General features: G+C 72.5%; 14 protein-coding genes. 4 read left to right on the top strand and 10 right to left on the bottom strand.

All coding sequences use genetic code 11. From position 1 onward, the window contains the following. Positions 1-23: 23 nt before the first annotated feature. Positions 24-1,547 carry an FAD-dependent monooxygenase gene (locus AB0B33_RS42140; protein WP_360782479.1) on the bottom strand — a complete coding sequence of 508 codons (1,524 nt, stop codon included), beginning with the start codon at positions 1,545-1,547 and terminating at the stop codon, positions 24-26. A 64-nt stretch (positions 1,548-1,611) separates the two neighbouring features. Beyond that, entirely contained in the window at positions 1,612-2,229 is a 618-nt protein-coding gene (locus tag AB0B33_RS42135) for a TetR family transcriptional regulator (protein WP_360782477.1), read from the bottom strand. Positions 2,230-2,381: 152 nt separating this feature from the next. Here AB0B33_RS42135 and AB0B33_RS42130 point away from each other — a divergent pair, with 152 nt between their 5' ends. Beyond that, positions 2,382-3,725 (top strand): MFS transporter, encoded by a 1,344-nt coding sequence (locus AB0B33_RS42130; protein WP_360782474.1) that lies wholly within the window; start codon positions 2,382-2,384, stop codon positions 3,723-3,725. Between the two features lie 52 nt (positions 3,726-3,777). On the opposite strand, the gene AB0B33_RS42125 is transcribed toward AB0B33_RS42130, so the two are convergent. The 7 genes from AB0B33_RS42125 to AB0B33_RS42095 all read right to left on the bottom strand — a co-directional run bounded on the left by AB0B33_RS42125 (position 3,778) and on the right by AB0B33_RS42095 (position 9,355). Next, a complete protein-coding gene (locus AB0B33_RS42125; RefSeq protein WP_360782472.1) occupies positions 3,778-5,208 on the bottom strand; it encodes an SPFH domain-containing protein in 1,431 nt (476 codons plus the stop codon). 16 nt (positions 5,209-5,224) lie between these two features. After that, positions 5,225-5,713: an SPFH domain-containing protein gene (locus AB0B33_RS42120; protein WP_360782469.1), complete on the bottom strand. Its 489-nt coding sequence runs from the start codon at positions 5,711-5,713 to the stop codon at positions 5,225-5,227. Further along, positions 5,710-6,144, bottom strand: a complete 435-nt coding sequence (locus AB0B33_RS42115) for an NfeD family protein (protein ID WP_360782467.1) — start codon at positions 6,142-6,144, stop codon at positions 5,710-5,712. Before AB0B33_RS42115 ends, AB0B33_RS42120 begins: the two co-directional genes overlap by 4 nt. A gap of 84 nt (positions 6,145-6,228) precedes the next feature. Further along, positions 6,229-7,044 (bottom strand): DUF3097 domain-containing protein, encoded by an 816-nt coding sequence (locus AB0B33_RS42110; protein WP_360782464.1) that lies wholly within the window; start codon positions 7,042-7,044, stop codon positions 6,229-6,231. Positions 7,045-7,095: 51 nt separating this feature from the next. Continuing rightward, positions 7,096-7,989 carry an aminoglycoside phosphotransferase family protein gene (locus AB0B33_RS42105; protein ID WP_360782461.1) on the bottom strand — a complete coding sequence of 298 codons (894 nt, stop codon included), beginning with the start codon at positions 7,987-7,989 and terminating at the stop codon, positions 7,096-7,098. After that, positions 7,974-8,777, bottom strand: coding sequence for an SCO1664 family protein (locus AB0B33_RS42100; RefSeq protein ID WP_247023369.1), 804 nt, complete (start codon positions 8,775-8,777; stop codon positions 7,974-7,976). Before AB0B33_RS42100 ends, AB0B33_RS42105 begins: the two co-directional genes overlap by 16 nt. Positions 8,778-8,779: 2 nt before the next feature. Continuing rightward, complete coding sequence (locus tag AB0B33_RS42095) at positions 8,780-9,355, bottom strand: DUF3090 domain-containing protein (RefSeq protein WP_247023370.1); 576 nt, start codon at positions 9,353-9,355, stop codon at positions 8,780-8,782. A 76-nt stretch (positions 9,356-9,431) separates the two neighbouring features. On the opposite strand from AB0B33_RS42095, the gene AB0B33_RS42090 reads away from it, so the two are divergent. From AB0B33_RS42090 to AB0B33_RS42080, 3 genes are read left to right on the top strand one after another with little or no spacing between them, the layout of a single operon-like run. Next, positions 9,432-11,345, top strand: a complete 1,914-nt coding sequence (locus AB0B33_RS42090; protein ID WP_360782456.1) for a prolyl oligopeptidase family serine peptidase — start codon at positions 9,432-9,434, stop codon at positions 11,343-11,345. Then, the gene (locus AB0B33_RS42085; protein WP_360782453.1) at positions 11,342-12,241 is read left to right on the top strand and encodes an LD-carboxypeptidase; all 900 of its coding nucleotides are present in this window, start codon (positions 11,342-11,344) and stop codon (positions 12,239-12,241) included. The genes AB0B33_RS42090 and AB0B33_RS42085 overlap by 4 nt, the downstream gene beginning before the upstream one ends. Then, positions 12,238-12,639 carry a TIGR03668 family PPOX class F420-dependent oxidoreductase gene (locus AB0B33_RS42080; RefSeq protein WP_360782451.1) on the top strand — a complete coding sequence of 134 codons (402 nt, stop codon included), beginning with the start codon at positions 12,238-12,240 and terminating at the stop codon, positions 12,637-12,639. The genes AB0B33_RS42085 and AB0B33_RS42080 overlap by 4 nt, the downstream gene beginning before the upstream one ends. Here the strand turns inward: AB0B33_RS42080 and mptB are convergent. After that, a complete protein-coding gene (gene mptB, locus AB0B33_RS42075) occupies positions 12,636-14,171 on the bottom strand; it encodes a polyprenol phosphomannose-dependent alpha 1,6 mannosyltransferase MptB (RefSeq protein ID WP_360782448.1) in 1,536 nt (511 codons plus the stop codon). The two genes, AB0B33_RS42080 and mptB, sit on opposite strands and share 4 nt — an antisense overlap. Positions 14,172-14,187 lie beyond the last annotated feature (16 nt).

Genomic DNA, 14,187 nt, shown 5'->3' with positions numbered 1-14,187 from the left:
GCCGACCATACGTAGGATATCTCCTACATGTCAACCGGGGTGCCGAACCACCGCTCCAGCGCCGTGCGCAGTGCTTTCCGTTCGGTGTCACCGGGTTCCGCGGAGCCGGACGCCCAGGCGACGTAGCCGTCGGGACGGATGAGCAGCGCGGTCACCTCGCCCGGCGCCCGGCCGGGCACGAGGTCGACCCGGTCGGTCCAGCCGCGCAGCTCGTCGCCGAGCGAGCCGGTGAAGTCCAGCAGCAGCGGCCGGGCCGTGGTGGTCAGCTCGGCGAGCCGGGTGCCGTCGGCCAGCACGAGGTCCGGGGCCCAGCGGCCGTCGAGCGGGTGGTCGGTGGCCGGCTCGTACCGGACGTCGGCGCCGGACATCAGGTCGGCGATGTGCTGCACGGTGCTCGGCAGCCGCAGCAGCTCGCCGAACAGCTCGCGCAGCGCGGTGACGTCGCGCCCCGGGGAGATCAGCGCGGACTGGGCCTGGGTGTGCATGACGACGCGCTCTGCGACCGGACGGCGTTCGCCCTCGTAGGTGTCGAGCAGCCCCGCCGGGACCCGGCCGCGCACGACCGCCGCGAGCTTCCAGCCGAGGCCGACCGCGTCCTGCAGACCGAGGTTGAGCCCGGGGCCGCCGATCGCGGAGTGGATGTGCGCGGCGTCGCCGACCAGCAGGACGCGCCCCTCGCGGAACTTGTCGGCCAGCCGGGTGTTGCGCCCGCGCAGCCGCCGCAGCAGGTGCGGGCCGTCGCCTTCGGGTGGGCCCAGCGGCAGGTCGAACCCGAGGACCCGGCGGATGCTCGCGCGCTGCTCCTCGAGGGTCGCCGGCGGCTCGTCGCCGGTTTCCTCCTCGTCGGTCCACTCCATCGTGGTGACGAGCGTGCCGGCCGGGAACGGCGCGTAGACGAACAACCCGGTTTCGGTGCGGTAGTGGAAGAACGGCGGGATGACGCCGTGCCCGGGAACGCGCAGGCCGCCGGACCGCGCGTCGGCGAATTCCGCCGGCACGGTCGCGTTCGCGGTGTGGGAGACGGTGCGGTCTTCGGTGACGCCGGGGAAGCCGATGCCGGCGAGCTTGCGGGTGGCGCTGCGGCCGCCGTCGGCGCCGACGAGGTAGCGGGTGCTGATCCGGGTCGGGCCGCCGGGACCGGCGACGTCGAGGGTGACCGCGTCGGCGTCCTGGGTGAGGCCGGTGAGCTCGTGGCCGCGGCGGACTTCGACGCCGAGTTCCGCGGCGCGTTCGCCGAGCATCGCCTCGATGCGCCGTTGCGGCACGCCGAGGATCGTCAGGGGGTTGGGTTCGGCCAGGGTGAGGTCCAGGCGCATCGCGCCGAAGACGAACGCGGGTGCGGGCGGGCCGAGCGGACCGGCCAGCCGCTCGTGCAGCCCGCGGCGGTCGAGGAGGCGCACGACCTGGCCGACGAGCCCGTTGGCGCGGTTCTCGGTGGTCGGCTCGGGCAGCCGTTCCAGGACCAGCGGCCGGACTCCGGCGAGGGCGAGCTCGCAGGCGAGCATGAGGCCGTTGGGGCCGGCTCCGGCGATGACGACGTCTTCCATGGCGAAACTCCTTGAGGCAGCACGAAATGGCCCGTCGAGCGGGCATTTCTCGGATGGGGCCGGGTCAGCGCGGTTCGGGCAGGCCGGCGGCGAGCCGGCCGAACACGTCGCGCAGGAGCGTTTCGAGCGGTGGTGCGGGCTCGGTGACGAGCCACTGCTGGGTGACGACGGTGAGCGCGGCCCCGACGACCCCCGCGACCAGCCGCGGGTAGACGTCCCGGGCCGGGTCGGTGCCGGTGCGTTCGCCGACGGCGGTGGCGAACTCGGCCTCGGCCGCCGCGCCGGCCTTCTGGAACTCGCCCTGCAGTGCGGGTTCCGCGACCATCAGCCGCAGTCCTTCGATCCACGACTGGTCGGCGGCCTGCCCGTCCGGGACGGGCCGGCCGAGCGCGAACCCTTCGAGCGCCGCCTGGGTGACGGCCTCCCAGATCGGTTCGCCGGCGGGCCGCTCCCGCAGCGCGGCGGCGATCGCCCGCGCGCGGTCGTGGTGCCGGGCGACGATGGCTTCGCCCTTGCTGCCGAAGTAGTTGCTGAAGGTCCGCGTGGAGACCCCGGCTTCGGCGGCGATGTCTTCGATCCGGACGTTGTCGAAGCCGCGTTCGACGGTCAGCCGGATGGCCGCCCAGCTCAGCGCGATGCGCGTCTCGTGCTTCTTGCGCTCACGCAGGCTCTGGGTGTCCATGTACCCACCATAGCCCTACTTGCCGAATCTGCAAAGTTTCCGAATCTGCACTTAGTTGGTCACCGACTGGACGAGAATCCGGTCATCGATCGCCGAAAGCGTCGACGGGCGTCACACTGTTGTGCGACATCGGTCACCGGAGGTGTTGCGAGATGGTCCTGGGCGACAACGGCGTCACTCACAAGGTGGAGGCGGACAGCAAGTCCGGCAAGGTGCAGGTCCGGCGGGCCGCGCTGGCGAGCGCGATCGGCACGACGATCGAGTGGTACGACTTCTTCCTCTACAACACCGCGGCGGCACTGGTCTTCCCGCACCTGTTCTTCCCCGCGTCGAGCGCGTACGCGGGAGCCATGCAGTCCTTCGCCACCTACGCGGTCGGGTTCGCCGCACGCCCGGTCGGGGCCGCGATCTTCGGGCACTGGGGTGACCGGATCGGGCGGAAGGCGACGCTGATCGTCACCCTGCTGCTGATGGGCATCTCCTCCGGCGTGGTCGGGATGCTGCCCGGGACGTCGGCGATCGGGTTCGCCGCGCCGCTGATCCTGGTGCTGCTGCGGCTGGTGCAGGGCATCGCCATCGGCGGCGAGTGGAGCGGCTCGGTGCTGCTCGCGATGGAGTGGGGCGACCAGAAGAAACGCGGCCTGCTCGGCAGTTTCGCGCAGATCGGCGTCCCGGTCGGGCTGGTGCTCGGCACCGGCGGCATGACGCTGCTCTCGGCGACGCTCTCCCCCGAGGCGTTCGACTCCTGGGGCTGGCGGCTGCCGTTCCTGGCCAGCCTGATCCTGGTCGGGGTCGGCCTGGTGATCCGGCTGAAGATCCTCGAGACGCCGATGTTCGCCAAGCTCGTCGAAAACCGGCAAACCGCGAAGACGCCGGTGCTCGACGCGATCAAGCACCACTGGCGGGAAATCCTGCTCTCGGCCGGCGTCCGGTTCAGCGAGCAGATGCCGTTCTACCTGTTCACCAGCTACGTGCTGATCTACGTCGTCGCGCGCCACGAGTTCAGCAAGACGTTCGTGCTCAACGCGGTCCTCGTCGGGGCCGCGTGCGAACTGGCGCTGATCCCGCTGTTCTCGTCGCTGTCGGACCGCTTCGGGCGCAAGAAGGTGTACCTGACCGGCGCGGTGTTCACCGCGGTGATCGCGTTCCCGTACTTCACGATCCTGGCGCACGGCAGCCACGCGCTGGTGTTCGTCGCGGTGGTGGTGTCGTTCGTCCCGCACGCGCTGCAGTACGGGCCGCAGGCGGCGCTGATCGGCGAGAGCTTCCCGACGCACCTGCGCTACGGCGGTGCCGGGCTGGGTTACCAGCTGGCGTCGGTCTTCGCGGGCGGGCCGGCGCCGCTGCTGGCGACGTGGCTGCTGCACACGACCGGGACGCCGTACTCGATCTCGGGCTACATCGTGCTCTCGGCGGTGGTCACGGTGGCGTGCGTGATCGCGTTGAAGGACCGTTCGAAGGCCGACATCGACGACGTTTCCGTGTACCAGCGCTGAAAAGCCGTGAAGGCCACCTCGAGCCGAGGTGGCCTTCACGGTGTTCGGTGCGTCAGCGGCGCGGGCCGCCCTGGGGGCCGCCGAACGGGGGCTGCTGCGGGAACGGCCCGCTGCCCGGGTTCTGCTGCTGCGGGCCGCCGAACTGGCCCGGGGGCGGCGACTGCGGTACCGGCTGGCCCTGGTACTGCTGGGCACCCGGGGGCGGCCCGGCCGGGGACTGCGGCTGGGGCAGCGCCGGCTGGCCGCTCTGCGGGGTCGGCGGCTGCTTCGGGGCCGGCGTGACCTCCGTGCCGCGGTCCTCGTCCGGCTCCGGCGCGGGCTGCGGCTGGGACGGGCGCGGGATCGCCGGCCGCGCGGCCGGCGCCGACGGGGCCCCGATCGCCGGGACCTCCTTGCGGGCCACGGCCTCCGCGGCCGCGACGGCCTCGGCGACCTTCGGGTCGCTCTTGGTCTCGAACCAGCTGGAGACCTCTTCGTCCTCGAGGTCGGGCTTGGCCGGGACGTCGTCCTCCTTCGGCGGCTCGTAGCGGAAGACGCCGTCGTCACCGGGGGCACCGAGCGCGCGGGCGAAGCCTTCGAGGGCCTTGCCGTAGTCGCTGGGGATCATCCAGACCTTGTTCGCGTCGCCCTGCGCCATCTGCGGCAGCGTCTGCAGGTACTGGTAGGCCAGCACCTCCGGGGTCGGGCGGCCGGCCTTGATCGCGGCGAACACCTTCTCGATCGCCTTCGCCTGGCCCTGCGCCTGCAGGTACCGCGCGGCCCGCTCACCCTGCGCCCGCAGGATCCGGGACTGCCGCTCGGCTTCGGCGGCGAGGATGGTGGCCTGGCGGGCACCTTCGGCGGAGAGGATCTGGCTCTGCTTCTGACCTTCCGCCGTCTTGATCGCGGACTCCCGCTGACCTTCGGCGGTGAGGATCATGGCGCGCTTCTCGCGGTCGGCGCGCATCTGCTTCTCCATCGAGTCCTGGATGGAGGGCGGCGGGTCGATCGCCTTCAGCTCGACCCGGCTCACGCGGATGCCCCACCGGCCGGTCGCCTCGTCCAGCACCCCGCGCAGCTGGGTGTTGATGGAGTCGCGGGAGGTCAGGGTCTGCTCGAGGCTCATGCCACCGACGACGTTGCGGAGCGTGGTGGTGGTCAGCTGCTCGACACCGACGATGTAGTTGGAGATCTCGTACACCGCGGCGCGCGAGTCGGTGACCTGGAAGTACACGACGGTGTCGATCGACACCGTCAGGTTGTCCTCGGTGATCACCGGCTGCGGCGGGAACGAGACGACCTGCTCGCGCAGGTCGATCCGGGCGCGCACCTTGTCCAGGAACGGCACGAGGATGTTCAGTCCCGGTGAGGCGACCGTGCGGAACCGGCCGAGCCGTTCGATCACGGCGGACTGGGCCTGCGGCACCACCATGACCGCCTTGGCTATCGTGATGACCACGAGCAAGGCCAAGGCTATGACCAGCCCGATCACAAATCCGGTCAAGAGAATTTCCCCTTACCTAGTACCATTCTTGCGCGGTTGACGGTGTCTCGGGTGCCGCCGGGCGCCGCACCGAAAGCTCGAGCTTCCGCACGGCGACGCCCCAGCGGCCGGTGGTGTCGCGCAGGACCGTCCACACCGTGCGGTGGAGGTCCCCCGGCGCGGCGACGGCGCGCTCGGCGGTGGTCCGGCCGGCTTCCTGCCGCAGCGCGGTGCGCACCAGCTGTTCGATCGCGACGGCCGGGTTGCTGATCGCGTAGGTGGCCAGCTGCGGGTCGGTGATCGTGAAGACGATTTCGAAGCCGGCGTCGACCTCCTTGCCGTCCCCCGTGGCGACCGGCCGCGGCGGCGCGGACAGGATCTGCTCGCCCAGGTCGACGCGCACCCGGACGCTGTCGACGAAGGGCAGCACGAAGTGGCGGCCGGGACCGAGGACGACGCGGAACTTCCCGAGCCGTTCGATCACCGCGGCCCGGCCTTCGCCGACGGTGACGAGACCGAGGCTCACGGCTCGGTCGCCACGACGGCGGTGGCCCCGGAGATCTCGACGACCGTGACCGATGTGCCGGGCTGGATGGGCGGGAGGTGCTCGGACATGCTGCGCGCCGACCAGACGTCCCCGGCCAGCTTCACCCGGCCCGCCTCGTAGTCCACTGTGGACACGACGACGGCGCGCGCCCCGATCAGCGCCTCGATGCCGGTGTGGTGGGTCGGGCCGGCGAGGAAGCGCCGCTTGAGCGCGGGCCGCACCAGCACGAGCATGCCGACGGAGGCGACGGCGAACACGGCGACGTCGATGAAGACGTTCCCGGTGAGCACCTCGGCGCCGGCGCCGAAGAGCGCGGCGACCCCCAGCATGATCAGCACGAAGTCGCCGGAGACGACTTCCGCGATCATCAGGGCGATGCCGACGATCAACCAGACCAGTGCCCAAGACATGGCTTCATGCTCTCAGATCGCGCCGGATCGCACCGGCGCAGTGACGGGACGTGACCTTCGCGTGACCTTGGACAAATCGGACATTCAGTCCTCCTCGGCGGGTTCGGTGACGAAGTCGATGAGCCGCTCCACGGCCCCGATGAGCGGGGTCTCGAGGTCGCGGAAACTGCTCACCCCGCTCAGGACACGTTGCCAGCCTTCGAAAGGTTGCCCCCAGCCGAGGGCGTCGCAGATCCCCTGCTTCCACTCGGTGCCGCGCGGGATCTTCGGCCACGCCTCGATCCCGACCGCCGCGGGCCGCACGGCTTCCCAGACGTCGATGTACGGGTGCCCGGTGACCAGCACGTTCTCGTCGCGGACGGCCGCGACCAGCCGCGACTCCTTGCTGCCGGGGACGAGGTGGTCGACCAGTACGCCGAGGCGGCGGCCGGGGCCGGTGCCGAACTCGGCGATGCGGTCGGCGAGCACGTCGACGCCGTCCAGCGGTTCGACGACGACGCCTTCGACGCGCAGGTCGTGGCCCCAGACGCGTTCGACGAGCTCCGCGTCGTGCTTGCCTTCGACCCAGATGCGGGAGTCGCGGGCGACGCGGGCCCGCAGGCCCTGGACCTTGACCGAGCCGGACGCCGAGATCTGCCGCTCGGGTGCCTTGGCCGGGGCCTTGAACGGCACCAGCGTCACCGGCTTGCCCTCCAGCAGGAAGCCGGCGGGGGCGAACGGGAAGACGCGGTGGCGGCCCTTGGCGTCTTCGAGCACGACGTTGCCGTACTCGATCTTCACCACCGCGCCGCAGAAACCGCTGACCGGGTCCTCGACCACGAGCCCGGGTTCGGCGGGGACCTCCGGCACCTTCTTGCGGCGCTTGCCGGCGAGCACGTCGTCATAGGAGTGGGAGCGCACGACCTGGGAACTTAGCGGCCGTGGCGCCCTCGGCGGGGCGTGCCACGCCGGTCAGCGGGACAGTTCCAGCAGGGCTTCGGTGAACGGAGTGCGCTCGCCCCGGCGCAGCGGTGCGTGGGCGGCCAGCGGAGCGAGCGCGGCGCACCACGCGAGGGCGCGGCCCGCGTCGAGGCCGGGCAGGTGCGGCCGGAGCGCTTCGACGCCGTCGTCCAGCGTGCCGCCCGCGGCCAGCGGCAGGTAGAGCCAGTCGGCGAGGTCGAAGGCCGGGTCACCGACGCTCGGTCGCGGGTCGATCGCGACCAGGCCGCGGCCGGGGCCGGCGTCGAGGACGTTGCCCGGGTGCAGGTCGCCGTGCACGACCGCGAGCGGCCCGTCCTGGGCCAGTGCCATCGCCCGGTGCCGGGCCCGCGCGAGGACTGCCGGAGTCAGGTACGGCTCGGCCGCGGAGCCCGAGCCCACGACGGTGCGCTCGGTGATGTCGTACATGAACGTCACCCGGTCGGTGAGCGGCGGCAGGTCCTCAGGGGGCTTGACGCCGTGCAGCTCGGCCAGCATTTCGCCCAGGTCCGGCCACGGGACCTCGCGGCCGCGCAGTTCGGTGCCGGGGACCAGGCCTTCGAGCAGGATCGCGCCGGCGTCGAGGTCGGTGTCGAGGACCTGCACCGCCCGCGTGCAGCCGGCCCAGGCGCGCAGGCCGGTGGCCTCGAGCCGGGCGACCTCGGGGTCCGGGGTCAGCTTGAGCACGCGCAGGTCGCCGCCGGGGCCGGTGCACAGCAGGGTGCGGCCGGTGTTGCCGGGCCTGGCCTCGCGGACGGTCAGCCCCCACCGCGCGCTCAGGCGGGCGACCAGGCCGGGGAAGGTGTCGCACCAGGGTTCGGCCAGGTCGGGGCCGAAGCGGCCGACGAGCCTGGCCCGGGTCGCGGCGTCGATCAGAACAGCGGCCACGGGATGGCGCGCCAGTCGTCGCCCGGCTCGGGGAAGATGCCTTCGGCGAGCAGGACGTCGGTGCGGTCGGCGAGCGCGCGGATCTCGAAGCCGGTGATGTGCTCGGCCAGGGTCTCGCCGAGGCCGCCGTCGAGCTCCGAACGCAGCTTGCGCAGCTTCTCGACGACGTCCGGCGGTACCGGCTCGCCGATCCAGCCCCACAGCACGGTGCGCAGCTTCGGGTCGGTGTGCAGGCAGATGCCGTGGTCCACGCCGTAGACGCGGCCGTCGACGCCGGGCAGCAGGTGCCCGCCCTTGCGGTCGGTGTTGTTGACGACGATGTCGAGCACGGCGAGGTCGCGCAGCCCGGGGTGGTCGGCGTGGGCCAGCACCGCGGGTTCGCCGAGCCGGTCGTGGGCGTGCAGCACCGGGCGCCAGCCGTCGGGGACGTCGTCGGGCGGGAGGACCTCGACGAGGTCGTCCTCGGTGGTCTCGACCCACAGCTGGACCATGCCGGGACCGAACGGCCCGTCGCGCAGCACGGTCGGCGGGATGGCGCCGACGCCGGCGGCGTCGGCGATGATCGCGGTGGCGACTTCGCGTCCGGCCAGCGTGCCGTCGGGGAAGTCCCACAGCGGCCGCTCCCCCGACACCGGCTTGTAGACGACCCGGCCGGTGACGCCGTCGAGCTCGATGGCGCAGAAGAGCGTGACGTTGGAGGCGTCCACCAGCCGGCCTTCGACGTCGATGCGGCCGTGGGTGACCAGCTCGCGCGACGCCGGGTCGGCCGGATCGGGGGTGGGGGCCATGGTCAGTCTTCGTCCGCGTCGGTCTCGCGCCGGTAGCCGTTCTGCCGGGGGCAGATGTGGCCGGCCGGGTCGAGCGGCTCGCCGCACAGCGGGCACGGCTTGCGGCCGGCGTTGACGACGCGGTCGGCTCGCTCGGCGAAGGCGCGGGCGGCGGCCGGGCTGAGGAACACGCGGACGGCGTCCGGGCCCTCCTCGGTGTCGTCGAGCACGACCGTTTCGTCGACCTCGCCCTCGGTGATGGCGAGCAGCTCGATGACGACGGCGCTGGAGTCGGCGTCCCAGCCGAGGCCCATCGTGCCGACGCGGAACTCCTCCTCGACCGGCACGGTGAGGGGGTCGACGTCGACGAGGTCCTCGGGGACGTCGTCGGGTACGTCGGCGCCGAAGCGGCTGGCGACCTCTTCGAGGAGCGAGCTGAGCCGCTCCGCGAGGACGACGACCTGCTGCTTCTCGATGGTGACGCTGATGGTGCGCACGTCCTCGGATGCCTGGAGGTAGAACGTGCGATCGCCGGGCTCGCCGACGGTGCCGGCGACGAAACGATCCGGCTGGCGGAAGACGTGGATTACGCGAGACATAGCACTGTCGACCCTAGGCCACGGCCGCATGATCGGCATCCGCCGCCCCACCTTCGCGGGCCGCTAGCCTCTGGGGGTGTCTCGGATCTCCCCGTACGGAACCTGGTCTTCGCCCATCACCGCCGCCGAGGTGGCCGCCGCCGGTGGCGGCCCGCAGTGGCTCGACGTCGTCGGGGACGAGGTGTGGTGGGCCGAGGCGCGGCCCGGTGAGCAGGGCCGGGTCGCGCTGGTGAAGGCCGTGCCGGGCGGGACCGAGGACGTGCTGCCCGCCCCGTGGAACGTCCGCAACCGGCTGCACGAGTACGGCGGGCGGCCGTGGGCGGTCACCGGCGGTGCCGTCGTGTTCACGCACTGGTCGGATCAGCGGGTTTACGCGTTGAGCGAAACCGGTGTGGTGCCGCTGACACCGGAGCCCGCCGAGCCCCAGGGCGTCCGCTACGGCGACCTCCGGGCCGGGGCGCCGGGTGAGGTGTGGGCGGTGCGCGAACGCGCCACCGGGCCGCGGCCGACCGACGTCGAGCGGGAGCTGGTGGCGATCGCGCTGTCCGGCGGCGAGCGGGTGCTGGCTGCGAGCCACCGGTTCCTGACCGTGGCGAAGCTGTCGCCGGACGGGCGGCACGCGGCCTGGTTCGGCTGGGACCACCCGGCGATGCCGTGGGACGGGACCGAGCTGTGCGTCGCGCCGGTGGCCGAAGACGGTTCGTTCGGGCCGCACGAAGTCCTCGCCGGCGGCGCCGAGGTCTCGGTGTGCCAGGTCGAGTGGGAGACGTCTTCGACGTTGCTGGCGTTGCTGGACCCGGACGGCTGGTGGAACCTGCACCGGGTCGGCCTGGACGGGTCGGTGGTCAACCTCGCGCCGGTGGAACAGGAACTGGGCGGCCCGCTCTGGAAAGCGGGTTCGCGCTGGTTCGCCCCGCTGGGCGGCGGCCGGCACGCGGTGCTGGCGTCGGGACGGCTCGCCGTGCTCGACGAGGCGGACGGCTCGGTGGCGCCGCTGGGCGAGGAGCTGACGGCGTGGTCCTCGACCGGGTTCGCCGCGTTCGACGGCGGGGTGGCCGGGGTCGCGGCGGGGCCGGTGCGGGAAGCCGCGGTCGTGCACCTGGCCGGGTCGGTGCTGACCGAGCTGACGCCGCAGCCGGAGCTGCCGGCCGAGTACCTGCCGGTGCCGCAGGAGCGGGTGATCACGACCGCCGGCGGCGACGAGGTCCCGGTGGTGCTGTACCTGCCGGCGAACCCGGAGTTCGCGGCCCCCGGTGGTGAGCTGCCGCCGCTGCTGGTGCAGGTGCACGGCGGGCCGACCGGGCAGCACTTCCCGGTGCTGGACCTGGAGATCGCGTACTTCACCAGCCGCGGCATCGGCGTGGCGGCGGTGAACTACGGCGGGTCGACCGGGTTCGGCCGGGCCTACCGGGAGCGGCTGCGCGAGCAGTGGGGCGTGGTGGACGTGACCGACTGCGTGGCGGTGGCCGAGGCGCTGGTGGCGGCCGGGCTGGCCGACGGCGGCCGGCTGGGGATCCGCGGCGGCAGCGCGGGCGGGTTCACCGCGGCGGCGTCGCTGACCACGACGAAGACGTACCGGGCGGGCACGGTGATGTACCCGGTGCTGGACCTGGCCGGGTGGACCGGCGACGAGGGCGACACGCACGACTTCGAGTCGCGCTACCTCGACGGGCTGGTCGGGCCGTTGCCGTCGGCGAAGCAGCGGTACGTCGAGCGGTCGCCGCTGGCGAACGCCGCGTCGCTGGCCGGGCCGGTGCTGTTCCAGCAGGGGCTGGAGGACCGGATCTGCCCGCCGGAACAGGCGGACCGGTTCGTGGCCGGACTCGCCGGACGCGGCATCGCTTACGCCTACCAGCGGTTCCCGGGTGAGCAGCACGGCTTCCGGCAGGCGGCGACGATCGTGGCGGCGCTGGAGGCGGAGCTGTCGTTCTACGGCCAGGTGCTGGGCTTCGAGACGCCGGGCGTGGCGCGGCTGGAGCTGTCCCGGTGAGGCCGCCCCGGGTGCGGGCCGGTGACACGGTGGCGCTGGTGGCGCCGTCCGGGCCGGTGCCGGCGGACCTGCTGGAGAAAGCGCTGCCGGTGCTGAGCGGCTGGGGTGTCGAGGTGCGCGTCGGGCCGTGCGTGCGTTCGACGCCCGGATCGCCGCCGTACCTGTCCGGTTCGGACGCGGCGCGGGCGGCGGAGTTCACCGAGGCGTGGCTCGATCCGGGCGTGCGTTGCGTGCTGGCCGCGCGCGGCGGCTACGGGGCGCAGCGGATGCTGGACCTGGTGGACTGGGCGGCGTTGCGGGACGCGGGCCCGAAGGTGCTGGCCGGGTCGTCGGACATCACGGCGCTGCACCGGGCGGTGGACGTCCACTTGGGACTGTCCAGTTTGTTCTCCCCCATGCCGGCGAGCGTGCTGTTCGACGACTTCGCGGTGGAGCACCTGCGGCGGGCGCTGTTCGAGCCCGAGCGGAACCTGGTGGTCCGCGGCGGTGCCCCGCTGGTGCCGGGCCGGGCTTCGGGGACGTTGACGGGCGGGAACCTGTCGTTGCTGGCGGGCGGTCTCGGCACGCCGGAGGAGGGTTCGGCGCGGGACGCGGTGGTGCTGCTGGAGGACGTGACGGAGAGCGTGTACCGGCTGGACCGGATGCTGACGCAGCTGCTGCGCGCCGGCTGGTTCGACGGCGTCCGGGGGATCGTGCTGGGTTCGTGGGCGGCGTGCGGCGACCCGGCGGAGGTACGTGGGTTGCTGCTGGAGCGGCTGGGGCCGTTGGGGGTGCCGGTGGTCGAGGAGTTCGGGTTCGGGCACGTGGCGTCGTCGCCGACGTTGCCGCTGGGCGTGCCGGTGACGCTCGACGCGGACCTGGGGACGTTGACGTTCGACTCCCCCGCGCTCTCATGACCCCGGAAGAGGCGCGGGAGCGCTTCGCCGCGGCGCGGGTGGCGCGCCTGGCGACGGTGTCGGCGGCCGGGGTGCCGCACCTGGTACCGGTGACGTTCGCGGTGCGGGGTGACCAGGTGGTGTTCGCGGTGGACCACAAGCCGAAGTCGACGACGTCGCTGCGGCGGCTGCGCAACATCGCGGAGAACCCGGCGGTGTGCTTCCTGGCCGACGGCTACGCCGAGGACTGGTCGCGGCTGTGGTGGGCCCGGGCGGACGGCACCGCGCGGGTGCTGGCGCCGGGTGCCGAGCCGGTTTCGTGGCTGGTGGCGAAGTACGAGCAGTACGTCGAGAGGCCGCCGGAGCACGCGGTGGTGGTGACGGAGGTCAACACCTGGCGTGGCTGGACCGGCTCCTAGTCGCGGAGGAACTTCTCCGGGCGGCGCCACGCGTCGATGATGCCCAGCGGGTCCGGCCGCAGCAGGGACGCCGCCGAGTACAGGCTGGCCACCACGACGAGGGCGATGAACCACCAGTCGTACAGGGCCTGCTCGCCCGTGGGGTAGTAAACGAGCGTCACGAACACCGACACCGCGACCACCAGCGCCAGGTGGCGCGGCTGCCACTTGAACGCCGACAGGAGCACGAAACCCCAGGTCAGGTACCACGGCAGGGTCGGCGGCATGAGGATCGCCACCGCCAGCAGGGAGATGCCCGCGCGGTAGACCGCCTCCGTGCCGCCGCCGCGGGCGAGCCACCACTGGCGGACGCCGAAGGCGATCAGCAGGAGCATCCCGGCCGCTCGCGCGACCGTCACGAACGGCGACACCTGGACGTCCACGACGATGTGGACCAGGTTGTAGAACACCTCGCCGATGCCGGTGGGGATGTTGAGCCAGTTCGCGATGAGCTGCGGGGCCTTGAGCCCGGACCACCAGCCCATGTTGAGCGAGCCCAGCGAGATCCACGTGCCCGCGACGAACACCGGCAGGAACAGGCCGACCGAGGCCGCGCCGGCGCGCAGGAAGTTGCGGACCTTGGACTCGCCGGGCAGGTGGCTGGCCCACATCCAGACGATGAACGGCAGCGCGATCGCCGCGGTCGGCTTGATGAGCATGCCGATCGTCACCAGGACCACCGCGACGACGTGCTTGCGCTCCAGGGCGGCGAGGACGCCGATGGTGAGGAACGCGAGCATCATCAGGTCGTTGTGCGGGCCGCCGAAGAGGTGGATCACCATCATCGGGCTGGCCACCGCGAGCCACAGCGCGACCGGGAGCTTGCCGCCGAGGTGCTTGACCAGCCGCGGGAGCGCCCACAGCGTCCCCGCGAGCCCGGCCAGCAGGACGACGCGCATCAGGATGACGCCGAGGATCATGTTGTCGCCGGTGGTGGCGACCACGCCCTTCGAGATCAGCAGGAACAGCGGCCCGTACGGGGCCGGGGTGGTCTGCCAGAGCGGGTGGACGTTCTGCACCACGTTCGGCAGCACGTCGAGCTCGGCCGGGCCGTTGGCGTACGGGTCGAGCCCGTAGAGCAGCTGGGCGCCCTGGCCGAGGTAGGAGAAGACGTCGCGGGTGAACAGCGGCGGCGAGATGAGCAGCGGCGCCATCCAGCAGCCCGCGGCGACCAGGATCGGGCGGCTGCCGATGCGCCCGGCCAGCACGTAGCGGCCGAGGCGGACCCAGGCCCACACGACGAGGCCGAAGCCGGTGTAGAGGACGGCGTTGGCGAGCATGCGCCCGTGGCCGTAGCGGATCCACGAGAGCGGGCCGTGGCCGAGCACGGGGTCCTTGATCAGGATGCCGCCGGCGCCGAACGCGGCGAGCATGAGCAGGGTGCTCCCGACGGTGCCCATCGCGATCGTGCGGTACGGGAATCGCGAGGGCACGCGGAGCCGCTCGGCCAGTCCGGCCGAGGGCGTCTGTGCGGGGTCGGTGGTGGTCGCCATTTCCGTTCGGAGATTA

The sequence above is a fragment of the Amycolatopsis sp. NPDC049159 genome (assembly GCF_040648295.1).
GTDB lineage: Bacteria > Actinomycetota > Actinomycetes > Mycobacteriales > Pseudonocardiaceae > Amycolatopsis > Amycolatopsis pretoriensis_A.
Note: the sequence above shows the minus strand (reverse complement) of the source record. Positions and strands in the feature narration are given on the sequence as shown.